Genomic DNA, 12,709 nt, shown 5'->3' on the forward strand with positions numbered 1-12,709 from the left:
TTTCATGACGTGCACACAAACTTCTTACAAAGGGGAAAAATAATCCAGTTTAGGAAACGAACTAGCTTCGGAAATCACAAGAGGCAATTGATAATTGTTGTCAACTATCACAAATTAGTAACTTAATTATTAAGAAAATGTGAAAACAATTATCGCAAGAAAATATCCGCTACTAAATTGTTTATAATGAGTTATACAATTTTGTGAACATAATCACATTGAAAAGATGAAAAAGATTAACTCCTATCGAAATCGTGAACATAATATAAAAAAGTCTCTAAAGAATCCATCGAGTTATCCATTTCGATGTTTTCGCAGGAAAAGACTCTACTAATCTTGATTGAAATGAGGAATGAAAATGACCACCACGGCTATTCCAGCGATAGAGGCAGTGAATATTTTTTATGCGAGGCAATATGCCTATGATATTCTAAGAAGATTTTTTGTTGAAGAGCCATCCAAGGAATATTTACAGCAATTTGTTCAGAAAAACATGATCGACTTTTTTCCGTTTAAAGAGGATTCAGCAGGAATTCAGGACGGAATTCAAGATATAAAGACGTACCTATCTACTCATGATGTCGTTCATGTTGAACAACACTATCAAGATTTACATTGGGATTATACGAAATTGTTTATTGGACCTTACGAGCTGCCGGCTCCTCCGTGGGAGTCCTATTATGTAAGAAAAGATAGTCTTTTATTTCAAGAGACTACGATAAATGTACGCAATTATTATCAGACATATGGGATCTTTGTCCGTGACTTTAATTTCGAAGCAGATGACCATATTGGCTTGGAGCTTGATTTTCTTTACCACTTAAATGAGCAGTGTTTGGAAATTGCAAATACTCCCGACCAAAGGGGCCAAAATGAACTTAAACGTTTATTGGCCGACCAAAATAAATTTTTGCAGGATCATCTCCTTCAATTTGTTTCAGAACTAGCAAATAGGATCGCAACGAATGCCGACACTGGATTCTATAAAGGCTTAGCTAAAATTTTACAAGCATACTTACAAATTGATTCAGAAGTTCTTCAGGAACTTGCGAGCATAGAAATTTTATAAAAGGAGGTACTTGAAATGATCGATTTAATCAAAAAAATACAAGATTTTAAACTGACCAGAAGATCTTTCATTGGCTGGACAGCGGCAACGGCTGCAGTTGCGGCGATTCCCGTAACAAGAGGGCTGGTTGCTCATGCGCAAGCGAATGGAAATAGCCAGGCTGCCGATTCCGAAGGTGTATGGAAAACAGCTGCATGCTGGCATGATTGCGGCGGCCGCTGTTTAAACAAAGTCTTAGTGAAAGATGGCGGAGTCATTCGGCAAAAAACGGATGATACGCATGAGGACAGCGTTGATTTTCCGCAGCAAAGAGGCTGTTTACGAGGCCGCTCGCAGCGTCAACAAGTGTTTGGCGCGGATCGCCTGAAATATCCAATGAAACGGAAGAATTGGCAAGTAGGCGGAGGGAAGAAGGAATTACGGGGAAAAGACCAATGGGTTCGTATTTCATGGGATGAAGCCTTAAACACCGTTGCCAGTGAAATCAAGCGAATTTCAAAGAAATATGGAAATGAATCAATTTGGGCAAGCGGCTATGATGGATGGGGAGAACACGTGAAAATGCTTTCGATGGCCGGCGGATGTGTAACAGATTGGCGGACAGCTTCCTATGGTGCATTTTATAAAACAGCCCCCCTTCTGGGAATGGCAGATGGTTGGGAACTAACCAGTGTGAATGATAAGTTGGATTTAGTAAATTCGCAGCTGATTGTTCTGTGGGGAAACAATCCATCCTGGTCATCACCAGGGACCCCCGTGCTCAATTTCTTGAATGCAAAAAAAGCCGGAGCAAAGTTTATTACAGTGAATCCGATCTATACAGATTCAAACGGGATTTTCGATGCCGATTGGATCCCTGTGCGTCCGGGTACAGATGATGCCCTGCTTCTCGCGATTATGAACGCATTACTGGAAAAGGATGATCCCATCTTAAATCCATTAATTGATTGGGATGTTTTGTATCGTTGTACGGTTGGCTTTGACAAAGATCATATGCCAGCTGGAGCAGATCCAAAGGATAATTTTAAAGATTATTTACTTGGAACCTATGATCATCAGCCAAAAACACCCGAATGGGCGGCTGAAATTTGTGGTGTCGAAGCACAAACGATCCGGGAACTGGCCCAATTAATTGGCGGGACAAAACGGGCAGCCATTCTTTGCGGATGGGCGCCGGCCCGTATTAATAATGGGGACTCATTTGTCCAAGCCTTTAATACGCTTGGATTTATGACCGGACATATTGGCAGGCCAGGGCGGATGACAGGTATATCTGTCCATGCATTGGCAGCAAACGGAGGCCCAAGTTTAGTTGTTGGCGGCAGTGATGGCTTACCTGTGATTGAGAATCCTGTTACTATTTCCATTAGTACAGCACAGATTTTCAAAGCGATCACAGACGGGAAATATTTAGAGCCGGGTAAGGGAGAAAAGCCAATTAACATCCAAATGGTTTACCATGAACAACAAGCCCTGAACGGCATGCTTGGCATCAAACAAGGGCTTGAAGCAATAAGAAAGGTTGAGTTCGTGGTTTCAAATTCCTATGTGCTCACAACCAGTTCTAAATATGCTGATATTGTTTTGCCGATTACCACTCAATGGGAACGTGAAGGCGGAGTGTTATCCGGAAATCGTGAAATCTTAATTGCTTTTACAAAAATCATTGAACCAATGTTCGAAGCTAAAAGTGACCAGTGGGTTGCCACAGAGCTGATGAAGCGGTTGGGACTTGATCCAAAGAAGGTTTATCCGATCAGTGAAAAGCAGCAATTTTTCAATGCGTTAGCTGGAGCTACGGTGGTTAAAGAAAATGGTGTCGATTATGAACCGTTAGTAACCATTACGGCTAAGGAATTGAAAGACTGGGGCGTAGATGGAACTCCTCAAAAAGGAAGAATCGCCTTGAATGAATTCATCAATCGTGGAATCTATCAGGTGAAAAGAAAGCAAGGAGATCAGCTTGGGTATATTGCTTATCAGCAGTTTATCGAAAATCCAAAAGCAAATCCGCTTCCCTCAGCAAGTGGAAAATTTGAAATTTACTGTAAAGCATTGGCAGAGGAATCAAAAGGCTTATACTCTGAAGTTGCGCCAATTCCAAAGTATGTTCCAAAGGTAAATGGATATGAGGCTACCTACCAAAACTGGGAGAAGAGGATAAAAGGAAACTATCCATTCCAAGTGATCACTCCTCATTATCTAAGGCGTGCCCATAGCACCTTTGATAATATCCCGAACCTTCGTAAGGCTTGGCCGAATCCTGTTTATTTGAATAAAACAGATGCGGATAAATTGAATATTAAAACAGGCGATACAGTTTTATTGTCCAATGCATATGGAAAAACACTTCGTCCTGCCTACACAACCGAAACAATCAGGCCGGGTGTTGTCGCCATGCCGCATGGAGCATGGGTGCAGATTAATGAACAGAACGGCATTGATCAAGCAGGTGCAGATAATATGTTAACTGCCCAGATTACAACGGGCCTAGGCGTAGAAGGTTTTAATACCGTTGTTTGTAACGTTGAAAAATGGACAGGTGCTCCGTTAAAAGAAGATTACAAATGGGAACAGCGAATTATAAAATTTAACTAAGAGGAGGTGCAGCGTATTATGGTACAAATGGGATTTTGCATTGATTTGCGGAAATGCATTGGCTGTAAAACTTGTGTTGTGGCATGTAAAGATACTAATAATCTGGATGTAGATAGAGATTTCAGGCGTGTTTATGATTTTGAAGAAGGAACCTTTCCGAGACCATCTATTTACCATCTTTCCATTTCATGCAACCATTGTGATGAGCCGGGATGCGTAAAAGGCTGTCCGACAGGTGCGATGCATAAGCGCAAGGAAGACGGAGTCGTGGTTGTCGATCATGATAAATGCGTTGGGTGCAAATATTGCGTTTGGAATTGTCCCTACGGAGCGCCGCAATTCAATGAAGAGCTTGGAATGATGACAAAATGTGATACTTGTTTGACATTGAGAGCGAACGGAGAGGATCCTGCTTGTGTGGCTTCTTGTCCATTACGTGCGATTTCGTTTGGACCAATCGATGAATTACGGAAGAAATATGGCCATCAGGCTGATATAAAAGGTCTGCCGAGCTCCTCGATCACGAAACCAAATTTGGTCATTATTGGAAAAAATAATTAAATTGAAGGGAGGGACATACATGCATGAATGGGCATTATTGATCTTAACCATTTGTGTTCCGGCAGCGATTGGCGGCTTCTTATTTTTGGCATTGTTGCATAAAAAAATTGCCAGCAGCGGCCAGGATCCATTTAACGTAATGAAGCTTCCATTGCTGGTACTTGCGGGATTTTCCATTATTGGATTATTTGGCGCATTTTTTCACCTTGGGAAACCAACACATGCATTTTATACGATTTTAGGCTTTGGCCGGTCATGGATGAGCAATGAAATTGTCTTTACCGGCGCTTTCATCGGATTGGCATTTATCACGGCAGGGTTAGCCATTCTGCAAAAGAAAACGAATCGGCTGCTTATGCTCGTAACAGGACTAGTGGGACTCATGGATGTTTTTTGTATGGCAAGCATTTATACAGCAACTCGGATCAACGGTTGGGAAAACATTAATACCTATCTTGTCCTTTATGGGGTAGTATTTACACTCGGCCCCGTTCTTGCCGCAAGCCTGATGAGTACAACGTTACATCCTGAAATGTTTAAAAACATTGTCAAAAGGGCATTTGCGATTACTATTTTTGGTATTGGTATACAGGTAATTGGCACAGCTATTTTAGCTGTATCAACACCGGCCATGCAATTGATCAGTGGAACGACAGCAGTCGCCAGTCTCTCTGCTTACGGGGAAATGATTGCCATTCGCTGGGCGCTGGAGGTTGCAGGACTAGCCTTACTGGGATTTTTGGCCATGGCATCACTGAAAAAAGTAAATGATTTCCTTGTGTATGCAGCTTTCGCGATCTTTTTGATTGCCGAAGTGATGAGCCGGTATTTGTTTTATGTTATGGGAGCGTAATGTTAGTAAATAATCAACCGCAGGTTTAGGGAGGTGGTTTCGTTGAGCTTATTGGGTAAATGGATCGAGAGTCTTGATTATCAAATGGAAATTTTAACAGACTGTACTCGGTATAAAAGTCCGCGTTCCACTTGTCAAAAATGTTTGGATGTTTGTGAGAACGAAGCAGTCACTTTCGTGAATCATGTCCCAGTTATTGCGCGCGAACGCTGTGTGGAATGTGGGAAGTGCATGTCAGTCTGTCCCGTTCAAGCAGTGGCAGGAATTTTTCCAAAAAGAACGGTGGTTCAAAATCAACTGGTGCTGGCAACGGAGGACTTTCCTACCGTTAAGGAACTGCTTGTACTTTACAAAAAAGGGGTCAGAGAAATCATCAGTGAAGATCCTACTGTGCTCGAGGGCGGGAAACAAGTGCTTGAAAAGGCAAATAAGATGCTGGATCAGCTTGGGGAAGAAGCGATTTCTGTTTCGACTGCACCTTTTGAAAAAGCAGAAAAAATTTATTCCCGCCGCGAGCTTTTTTCACTTTGGAATAAGGAGGGTCAAACGTTCGCGAAGCAAGCGGCTCCTGCAAAGTGGCGCTTTAACCACACACACCTGGATGTGGCAAAGTATTATCCCGCTTTTCAATTTACAACTATATCTGTAGATACAGCTTCATGCACATTATGCAAGGCCTGTGAGCGTCTGTGCGGGAAAAACTGTTTGACCATTTCGGAGACAAGTTTTTCGATTACAGCACAAGCTTGTTCGTCGTGTCAGCTCTGTTCGGATATTTGTCCGGAGCAGGCAATTTCGATTGAGGATCAAATTTCACGGGCACATGAAGTCCATTATCCTATTTTTAAAAAGACCTGCAGTGTTTGTCAGCAGCCATATCAAACAGTGCGAGAGCATGATGATGACAAATGTGTCGCATGTACAAAACGAGAAGGATTTCTATCCACACACGAATCAAGAATTTAAAGGAGTGAATGTCGATGTTTTCAAATATTGGAGTTCCCGGTTTAATTATGATTTTAGTTCTTGCCCTAATTATCTTTGGCCCTAAAAAGCTGCCAGAGCTTGGCCGTGCTGCCGGGCAAACGTTGAGGGAATTCAAACGCTCAACTCAAGGCTTGATTGAAGAAGAAAAAGAAACGATTGTTGAAGCAGTAAAATTAGAAGAAGACAAAGAAACGATTGTTGAAGCTGTAACATTGGAAAAAGACACAAAATCTAATTGACGGTAAAAATTCCCTATATAAGCAGGGATGAACATGACAGATAAAGAATTGCGATTAGTTGATCATTTAGAAGAATTACGAAAGCGAAAGCGGATGAAGGACAGTTTTCTGGTTCCATCCGACGATTTTGTCCTTCATGAAGCGGATGAAGGACAGTATCCTGGTTCCATCCGACGATTTTGTCCTTCATGAAGCGGATGAAGGACAGTATCCTGGTTCCATCCGACGATTTTGTCCTTCATGAAGCGGATGAAGGACAGTATCCTGGTTCCATCAGACGATTTTGTCCTTCATAAAGCGGATGAATGACAGTATCCTGGTTCTATCAGACGATTTTGTCCTTCATAAAGCGGATGAAGGACAGTATCCTGGTTCCATCCGACGATTTTGTCCTTCATAAAGCGGATGAAGGACAGTATCCTGGTTCTATCAGACGATTTTGTCCATCATGAAGCTATATATTTTTATAAAATATCAATAATATGAAATAACCAAGCCAATAGAAACAAAGCGAACCCGCAAACTTTAGGAAAGTTGCGGGTTCGCTTTGTTATCTGGCACTTATTGTTTCATGAGGTGCACACAAACTAACATGAAAAATGAAATAGCAATCATGCTCCCCACCCATAGCCAAGCGATATTCATATTGTTTGCGTCAATGGCCATATAAATAGCCAGCGGTGTGGTTTGCGTTTTCCCTGGGATATTCCCGGCAAACATGATCGTAGCTCCAAACTCGCCTAATATTCTTGCAACGCTCAAAATGCCGCCGGAAATAATTGCTTTAATGGACAGAGGAATGGAAACCAAATAAAAGAGTTTGAATTCACTTGCGCCATCAACACGGGCGGCATTCTCAATATCGCGATCGATCGCTTCAAACCCTGTCTTGGAGGATTGATACATGATTGGAAATGCAACAATTGCAGATGCAATTACAGCCGCCCACCATGTAAACATAACAGGCTGTTTAAAAATGCCTACAATCAAATGCCCAATGGGGCTTTGCCTGCCTAATAAAATAATTAATAAAAAACCAACAACTGTTGGAGGTAAGGCGAAAGGCAGCAGGATTAGTGTTTCAATCACAACTTTTCCTTTGAAATTCCGATTCGCCATTATCTTTCCTAAAAATAATCCAAAAATAAAAACGAGCGATCCTGCGACTGCTGCGATCTCAACCGATAGTTTTAGAGGTGACCAAAAGTCCATTGGCATTTTCCTTATTTATGGCCACTAAATCCATACTTTTCAAAGGTTTGGATCGATTTTTTATTTTGAAGATAGTCGTAGAATAATTGTGCTTCCTTTAAATGGGAACTGCTGTCTATGACACCTACTGGGTAAATAATCGGTGAGTGCGTATTTTCATTAGCTGTTGCGACAATTTTAACCTTAGGAGAAATCAAGGCATCGGTTTTATAGACAATTCCGGCGTCGACATTTCCTGTTTCAACATAGGTGAGAACCTGACGTACGTCCTTGGCAGGTACGATTTTTCCTTCAATAGCATTCCAAACGTTTATGTTTTGCAACGTTTCCTTCGCATACTGTCCTGCCGGTACTACTTCAGGAGTGCCAATGGCTATTTTCGCGGCCTTGGTGAGACTGTCAAATGAATCAATTCCTGCACTTGCTCCCTTTGGAACAACCAATACGAGCTGATTACCAAGAAGGTCTGTCCCATTCTTCTTAGCTATTACACCTTCTTGAACCAGTTGTTGAAATTGATTTTCTCCAGCTGAGAAAAAAAGGTCCACTGGAGCTCCCTGTAAAATTTGTTGTTGTAAAGCACCTGAGGCTCCAAAGTTATAACTTATTTTTACATTAGGATGTTCTTTTTCAAAAGTCCCTTTAATGTCATTTAATGCATTTTGTAAGCTTGCCGCAGCCGAGATGGTTAATTCCACCTGCTTATCAGGTACAGCTTGTTTTTTCTCAGTTGCTTTTTTACTTTGATCATTCGTGGAGCACCCAGCAGCCGTAAGCAATAATAGTAGAAGTGAGAAAAATAAAAAAGCTTGTTTCTTCAATCAACATCTTCCTTCCAAACTAATTATAATTAGATATAACCTATTATAACTATTCATAACAATAGGTACAGTGAAAATCATCACTTTGACATTTTCTATGTTAAATATACTTTTAAAGGAAAGTAAGCTAAAATACAAGCTGGAGGGATATAAATGTCGAAGGAGCTTTCTTATACAATTGAAGAAGTGTCGAAGCTTTTAAAGGTGTCAAAATTAACCATATATGACCTTGTGAAAAAAGGAGAGCTTCCTGTAATCCGTGTTGGAAGACAAATGAGAATAGATGCAAATGACTTTGATCAGTATATAAGCAGTCATAAGACAAATCAGAGTCCTTCATTCCAAGTCCCCGTTGCCAAGCTCCCTAGTACAGTTGGAAAGGATCCACAAAGCATTGTTATTAGTGGCCAGGACCTGGTTCTAGACATACTAGGGAAGCATATTGAGAAAGTTTCCACCTTTAAAACATTACGATCCTATAATGGAAGTTTAAATAGTCTTATTTCGATGTACAATGGAAAATGTGACATTGTAAGCTTACATATGTTTGACGGTGATACAGGAGAATATAATCTTCCTTACGTAAAGAAAATTTTAGTGAGCTATCCATATATTTTGATCAATCTTCTTTCAAGAAAAGCGGGTTTTTACGTGAAAAAAGGAAATCCGTTAAATATTACTGCGTGGACGGATTTAAGCCAGAAACATGTACGAATTATTAATCGAGAAAAAGGATCCGGGGCAAGAATTTTACTTGATGAGCAGCTTCGAATTAACAGGATTCCTTCTAGAAACATAAAAGGTTATGAAAATGAGGAGCAGAGCCATTTAAGTGTGGCTTTAGCCGTTTATAATGGGGGCGCCGATGTTGGAGTGGGAATTGAAAAACCAGCTAAGATGGTTGAGATCGATTTTGTTCCACTAATAACAGAACGGTACGACCTGGTTATTCTTAAAACTTCCCGGAATGAGCAGCTTATCAGCGTTCTAAAGCAGGTTTTATCGTCAGAGTCCTTTCTGTCAGAAGTAAATTCACTAGGGGATTATGATACCACTCAGACAGGAAATATTATTTATGATACTAATTAAAAAGGATTGATCTATAGGATTTTCTTTTAAGGTGCAAAAGAAAAATAAAATACCTGATATCATGATAACAAACAGAGGAAATGGCCTACTCATTTCACAGAAATGGAGGAAGATGCATGTTTAAGAACGGAAATGTTACAGTAATGGTGTCCGATTTACATAGGGCAGTCGAGTTTTATGTGGGAACGCTGGGGTTGAAGTTACAATACGAGGTGCCGGGTCAGTGGGCACAGGTTGAAGCACCGGGTCTCACCATCGGGCTCCATCCAGCTGGAGAAGACACACCACAGCCTGGGAAATCAGACAGCCTCTCAATAGGTTTTGAGGTTGAAGATATTGCAGCAGCGGCTGAAGCCTTGCAAGCCAAAGGAATTGTTTTTGCACCGATCGTTGATGAGAAATCCACAAAGTTAGCTTTTTTCAATGATCCTGATGGTAATCCGCTTTATTTAGCAGAGGTAAAATAACAACTGGATCAGCCCCTCTCCCTTGAATGGATAAAGGAGAGGGGGCTGTCCTTAGTTAATCACCAAGGTTTATTGTTATTTCACTCTGCAAAGGAATTGTCTCCTTCATCCCATCCATTTCTATAACAGCTGGAAACAGGATTGTAAACGTACTGCCCTTCCCATAAGTTGATTGGACGGTAAGTTCACCACCATGGGCCTTCACAATTTCTTGAACGATAGATAAGCCAAGACCGGTACCACCAATTTTTCTTCGATCCGAGTTATCCACCCGGTAAAACTTCGTAAAAACTTTGTCTAGTGCCTCCTCTGGAATTCCTAAGCCATTGTCGCTGACGGCTATTTTTACCTGGTGATTTCCTTCCGATACCTGTACTGTAATGATCCCGCCACTAGGAGAATACTTAATGGCATTGTTTAGTAAGTTGGTAAAAACCTGTTCGATTTTGGCTTGATCTCCTAAAATCATTGGACTTGGCGAACCAGATTCAAGGATGATCTGGTGCTTGCTAGTATTTATTTGTTGAGACTCAATGGTATGATTTAGAATTGGCAATAGTTTGATCACCTTGTTATGGTAATCCTGTTTTCCAGCTTCCATCCTTTGAACGTCAAGGAAATCATTAATTAAGGCGGTCAGGCGTTTGGTTTCCTTTAAGATCGTGGCTAAATATTTTTTTTGCCGATCTGTCTTTAATTCACGATTTAACATTAATTCAGTAAAACCGAGAATACTGGAAAGCGGAGTTCTTAATTCGTGATTTACGGTGCTAACCAATTCTGATTTCATTTGATCGACTTCAAAGTCTTTTGTTATATCACGATGAACAAGGATCGTACCCTGCTATGTTTTTGGATATCCCGGATTACTTCAAATCCGTTCTTATTTGGTAGATTCACATCAATGATGACACAATCGGGATTTAAATCAAAATACTGAGAAATCGCGTTTTCTGGGGTGGAATTTGTAATCACCATCCAACCTTTTCTTTCAAGGAAATCTTTAGAAGGATAAGTAGAGTAATATCATCATCAATAATTTGAATAAGTGGGATATTTTCATCTCGAGGCTGAATCTTCGTTTCCTCTGCATCCTTAAAATGCTCATAATTGTAAACAAGGCTGATTAATTCAGTAAGAAAGTGTTTTAACTCGTTTCTTTTCCAGGATTTTTCCTTCTTTTCATCTACTTGAAGCATCAATTTTCCAGCAAGTTGGTGAATACCGCCAAGTTCGAGTGTTCCCGAAGTTCCCTTTATCGAGTGCAAAAAAACTGTATACTTCTGAATTTAAAATGAATTTTTCCTCATCCGCTTCAGACCAACTACACATTTGGGCTTTTATTTTTGTTAAGAGCAAATTCTTATATTTATTTAAATTCATGTTTTCCCTCATTATCAAATGATCGTTTGTCATATTGGAGTACTAAGAGATGCGTATGATGACAAAAATAAAGCCTGAGCAGGCACCTATGTTTGAACATTTACCAAAAGGCAGGCTTTATAATCTGTCCACATAATTTCCCTTCAAATGGTTATTTAGCCATCCGTTTAATTGTTTTTGCTGATTAGGCAGCAAATCAGTAAACTCAATCCCATATATAACATTTTCAAACTTTAAATGATCCTGTCTGCGAACTATTTTTCCTTTCAGTGAAAAAACAAATTGATCCAGTTGAAAGGAAGTGGTGATTCGAATGTCAGATCGAACCGGCAGTTCATAATTACTTACAAATTTCATTCCAGTTAAACTAATATCTTCAATGTAACCTTCAATGGTTTTATCCTTTAATTTTTGGAGCTTAGGGTCGCCAAAATGATCAAACTTCACGATACAATAAATGTCATTTGCTTTCACTCGAAAGTTTTTACGTTTATTTTTCTGTGTTCCATTCGGTTGGATAACAGTTTTTGGTGGAATCTCAGCTTTGGCTGAATCCTTCCTTGCCTTTTTAACCAATAGTTTATTTTCGATAGAAGGGATTACTAAGCTAAATAGCAAAATAATGATCGAAAGTAAAAGGATAATATATTCCAATTTTTCCACCTCTTTGCTTAAGGAAGTTCTGTTGGCATTCCAAGAAAGTACCCTTGGGCATATTGGATGCCCATACCTTTTAAGAGCGCTAGGCAAACTTTGTCTTCAACCCCCTCAACAATGAGACTGGAGTTGAATTTTTGACAATAATGGAGCAAGGAATTGACAACGTCCTGTTTTTGCTCGGATATACTGAGATCTTCTAAATAGTATTTATCTAGTTTTATAAAGTCAGGATTTAGCTCAATGATTGACTTCACTGAGGAGAAGCCTTTTCCGACATCATCAATGGCAATTCGGAATCCTAGGTTCTTAAGGTTATGTACTTCCTTTTTTACATTTTCAAAGTCCATTACCTCATTTTCATTAATTTCAAAAATGATTTGTTGACTTGAAACCTTCTCTTCATTAATCAGTTGATGGATTAAAGTAAGAAATAAAGGGTTTGTTACTGTCGAGGGGAAGACATTTAGAAACAGCATTTCTTTCCTTGATATATAACCAGCATTTTTAAAGGTTAACAACGCTTTATAAATGGAGTTTGAATCAAGTTCATAGAGTTTTTTTGCCTTTTTAGCCCAATTGAAAGTAGTTTCAGGGTTTTTGACATTCTCTAATCTAAATAGTCCTTCGTAACCGATTATTTTCCATTCTTGGATATCAAAAATCGGCTGATAATGGTGAAAGAATTCATTGTTGAGTATAGTAGATAAATACAACCTTACATAACCCTCCTTAATAAAAAAAGACACGAAACTCCAATGAAATGGGGTTTC

15 protein-coding genes and 1 pseudogene are annotated in these 12,709 nt (G+C 39.9%); 9 read left to right on the forward strand and 7 right to left on the reverse strand.

The genetic code is table 11. The annotated features are described in order from the left end of the window. Nucleotides 1-358: 358 nt before the first annotated feature. Genes JN080_RS04780 through JN080_RS04810 form a run of 7 tightly spaced genes read left to right on the forward strand, consistent with a single transcriptional unit; the run spans nucleotide 359 to nucleotide 6,499 of the window. The gene (locus tag JN080_RS04780) at nucleotides 359-1,069 is read left to right on the forward strand and encodes a TorD/DmsD family molecular chaperone (RefSeq protein WP_256234780.1); all 711 of its coding nucleotides are present in this window, start codon (nucleotides 359-361) and stop codon (nucleotides 1,067-1,069) included. 15 nt (nucleotides 1,070-1,084) lie between these two features. Beyond that, nucleotides 1,085-3,667, forward strand: a complete 2,583-nt coding sequence (locus tag JN080_RS04785; RefSeq protein WP_256234781.1) for a molybdopterin-dependent oxidoreductase — start codon at nucleotides 1,085-1,087, stop codon at nucleotides 3,665-3,667. Between the two features lie 18 nt (nucleotides 3,668-3,685). Continuing rightward, nucleotides 3,686-4,228, forward strand: a complete 543-nt coding sequence (locus JN080_RS04790; RefSeq protein WP_256234782.1) for a DMSO/selenate family reductase complex B subunit — start codon at nucleotides 3,686-3,688, stop codon at nucleotides 4,226-4,228. Between the two features lie 19 nt (nucleotides 4,229-4,247). Then, nucleotides 4,248-5,081, forward strand: coding sequence for a dimethyl sulfoxide reductase anchor subunit family protein (locus JN080_RS04795; protein ID WP_256234783.1), 834 nt, complete (start codon nucleotides 4,248-4,250; stop codon nucleotides 5,079-5,081). Nucleotides 5,082-5,123: 42 nt separating this feature from the next. After that, the gene (locus JN080_RS04800) at nucleotides 5,124-6,047 is read left to right on the forward strand and encodes a 4Fe-4S dicluster domain-containing protein (RefSeq protein ID WP_256234784.1); all 924 of its coding nucleotides are present in this window, start codon (nucleotides 5,124-5,126) and stop codon (nucleotides 6,045-6,047) included. A gap of 14 nt (nucleotides 6,048-6,061) precedes the next feature. Next, on the forward strand, nucleotides 6,062-6,307 hold the full coding sequence (locus JN080_RS04805) for a twin-arginine translocase TatA/TatE family subunit (RefSeq protein ID WP_256234785.1): 246 nt from the start codon (nucleotides 6,062-6,064) through the stop codon (nucleotides 6,305-6,307). Nucleotides 6,308-6,340: 33 nt separating this feature from the next. Further along, nucleotides 6,341-6,499 carry a hypothetical protein gene (locus JN080_RS04810; RefSeq protein WP_256234786.1) on the forward strand — a complete coding sequence of 53 codons (159 nt, stop codon included), beginning with the start codon at nucleotides 6,341-6,343 and terminating at the stop codon, nucleotides 6,497-6,499. A 369-nt stretch (nucleotides 6,500-6,868) separates the two neighbouring features. Here JN080_RS04810 and modB read toward each other — a convergent pair whose 3' ends face one another. Beyond that, the gene (modB, locus tag JN080_RS04815; RefSeq protein WP_256234787.1) at nucleotides 6,869-7,525 is read right to left on the reverse strand and encodes a molybdate ABC transporter permease subunit; all 657 of its coding nucleotides are present in this window, start codon (nucleotides 7,523-7,525) and stop codon (nucleotides 6,869-6,871) included. Between the two features lie 5 nt (nucleotides 7,526-7,530). Then, nucleotides 7,531-8,340, reverse strand: a complete 810-nt coding sequence (gene modA / locus JN080_RS04820) for a molybdate ABC transporter substrate-binding protein (protein WP_256234788.1) — start codon at nucleotides 8,338-8,340, stop codon at nucleotides 7,531-7,533. A gap of 153 nt (nucleotides 8,341-8,493) precedes the next feature. Here modA and JN080_RS04825 point away from each other — a divergent pair, with 153 nt between their 5' ends. Both JN080_RS04825 and JN080_RS04830 read left to right on the forward strand, forming a co-directional pair. Next, nucleotides 8,494-9,429 (forward strand): substrate-binding domain-containing protein, encoded by a 936-nt coding sequence (locus JN080_RS04825; RefSeq protein ID WP_256234789.1) that lies wholly within the window; start codon nucleotides 8,494-8,496, stop codon nucleotides 9,427-9,429. Nucleotides 9,430-9,545: 116 nt separating this feature from the next. Further along, the gene (locus JN080_RS04830; protein WP_256234790.1) at nucleotides 9,546-9,896 is read left to right on the forward strand and encodes a VOC family protein; all 351 of its coding nucleotides are present in this window, start codon (nucleotides 9,546-9,548) and stop codon (nucleotides 9,894-9,896) included. 121 nt (nucleotides 9,897-10,017) lie between these two features. Here JN080_RS04830 and JN080_RS04835 read toward each other — a convergent pair. The 5 genes and pseudogenes from JN080_RS04835 to JN080_RS04855 form a co-directional block, all read right to left on the reverse strand. Next, nucleotides 10,018-10,737: pseudogene (locus tag JN080_RS04835) on the reverse strand (sensor histidine kinase); the annotation flags it as partial. Then, nucleotides 10,710-10,874, reverse strand: a complete 165-nt coding sequence (locus JN080_RS04840; RefSeq protein ID WP_256234791.1) for a response regulator — start codon at nucleotides 10,872-10,874, stop codon at nucleotides 10,710-10,712. The gene JN080_RS04840 and the pseudogene JN080_RS04835, both read right to left, overlap by 28 nt. Continuing rightward, nucleotides 10,868-11,164: a hypothetical protein gene (locus JN080_RS04845; RefSeq protein WP_256234792.1), complete on the reverse strand. Its 297-nt coding sequence runs from the start codon at nucleotides 11,162-11,164 to the stop codon at nucleotides 10,868-10,870. The genes JN080_RS04840 and JN080_RS04845 overlap by 7 nt, the downstream gene beginning before the upstream one ends. 232 nt (nucleotides 11,165-11,396) lie before the next feature. After that, entirely contained in the window at nucleotides 11,397-11,933 is a 537-nt protein-coding gene (locus JN080_RS04850) for a PilZ domain-containing protein (RefSeq protein ID WP_256234793.1), read from the reverse strand. Nucleotides 11,934-11,950: 17 nt separating this feature from the next. Beyond that, the gene (locus tag JN080_RS04855; RefSeq protein ID WP_256234794.1) at nucleotides 11,951-12,652 is read right to left on the reverse strand and encodes an EAL domain-containing protein; all 702 of its coding nucleotides are present in this window, start codon (nucleotides 12,650-12,652) and stop codon (nucleotides 11,951-11,953) included. Between the last annotated feature and the right edge of the window lie 57 nt (nucleotides 12,653-12,709).

Source organism: Bacillus sp. EB600, assembly GCF_024494385.1.
Taxonomy (GTDB): domain Bacteria; phylum Bacillota; class Bacilli; order Bacillales; family Cytobacillaceae; genus JAEVLT01.

Coding starts and splice junctions, on each gene's coding strand:
- JN080_RS04785 (WP_256234781.1), top strand. CDS start 1,085: ATGATCGATTTAATCAAAAAAATACAAGATTTTAAACTGACCAGAAGA.
- modB (WP_256234787.1), bottom strand. CDS start 7,525: ATGCCAATGGACTTTTGGTCACCTCTAAAACTATCGGTTGAGATCGCA.
- JN080_RS04780 (WP_256234780.1), top strand. CDS start 359: ATGACCACCACGGCTATTCCAGCGATAGAGGCAGTGAATATTTTTTAT.
- JN080_RS04830 (WP_256234790.1), top strand. CDS start 9,546: ATGTTTAAGAACGGAAATGTTACAGTAATGGTGTCCGATTTACATAGG.
- JN080_RS04795 (WP_256234783.1), top strand. CDS start 4,248: ATGCATGAATGGGCATTATTGATCTTAACCATTTGTGTTCCGGCAGCG.
- JN080_RS04805 (WP_256234785.1), top strand. CDS start 6,062: ATGTTTTCAAATATTGGAGTTCCCGGTTTAATTATGATTTTAGTTCTT.
- JN080_RS04790 (WP_256234782.1), top strand. CDS start 3,686: ATGGTACAAATGGGATTTTGCATTGATTTGCGGAAATGCATTGGCTGT.
- JN080_RS04810 (WP_256234786.1), top strand. CDS start 6,341: ATGACAGATAAAGAATTGCGATTAGTTGATCATTTAGAAGAATTACGA.
- JN080_RS04840 (WP_256234791.1), bottom strand. CDS start 10,874: ATGGTGATTACAAATTCCACCCCAGAAAACGCGATTTCTCAGTATTTT.
- JN080_RS04825 (WP_256234789.1), top strand. CDS start 8,494: ATGTCGAAGGAGCTTTCTTATACAATTGAAGAAGTGTCGAAGCTTTTA.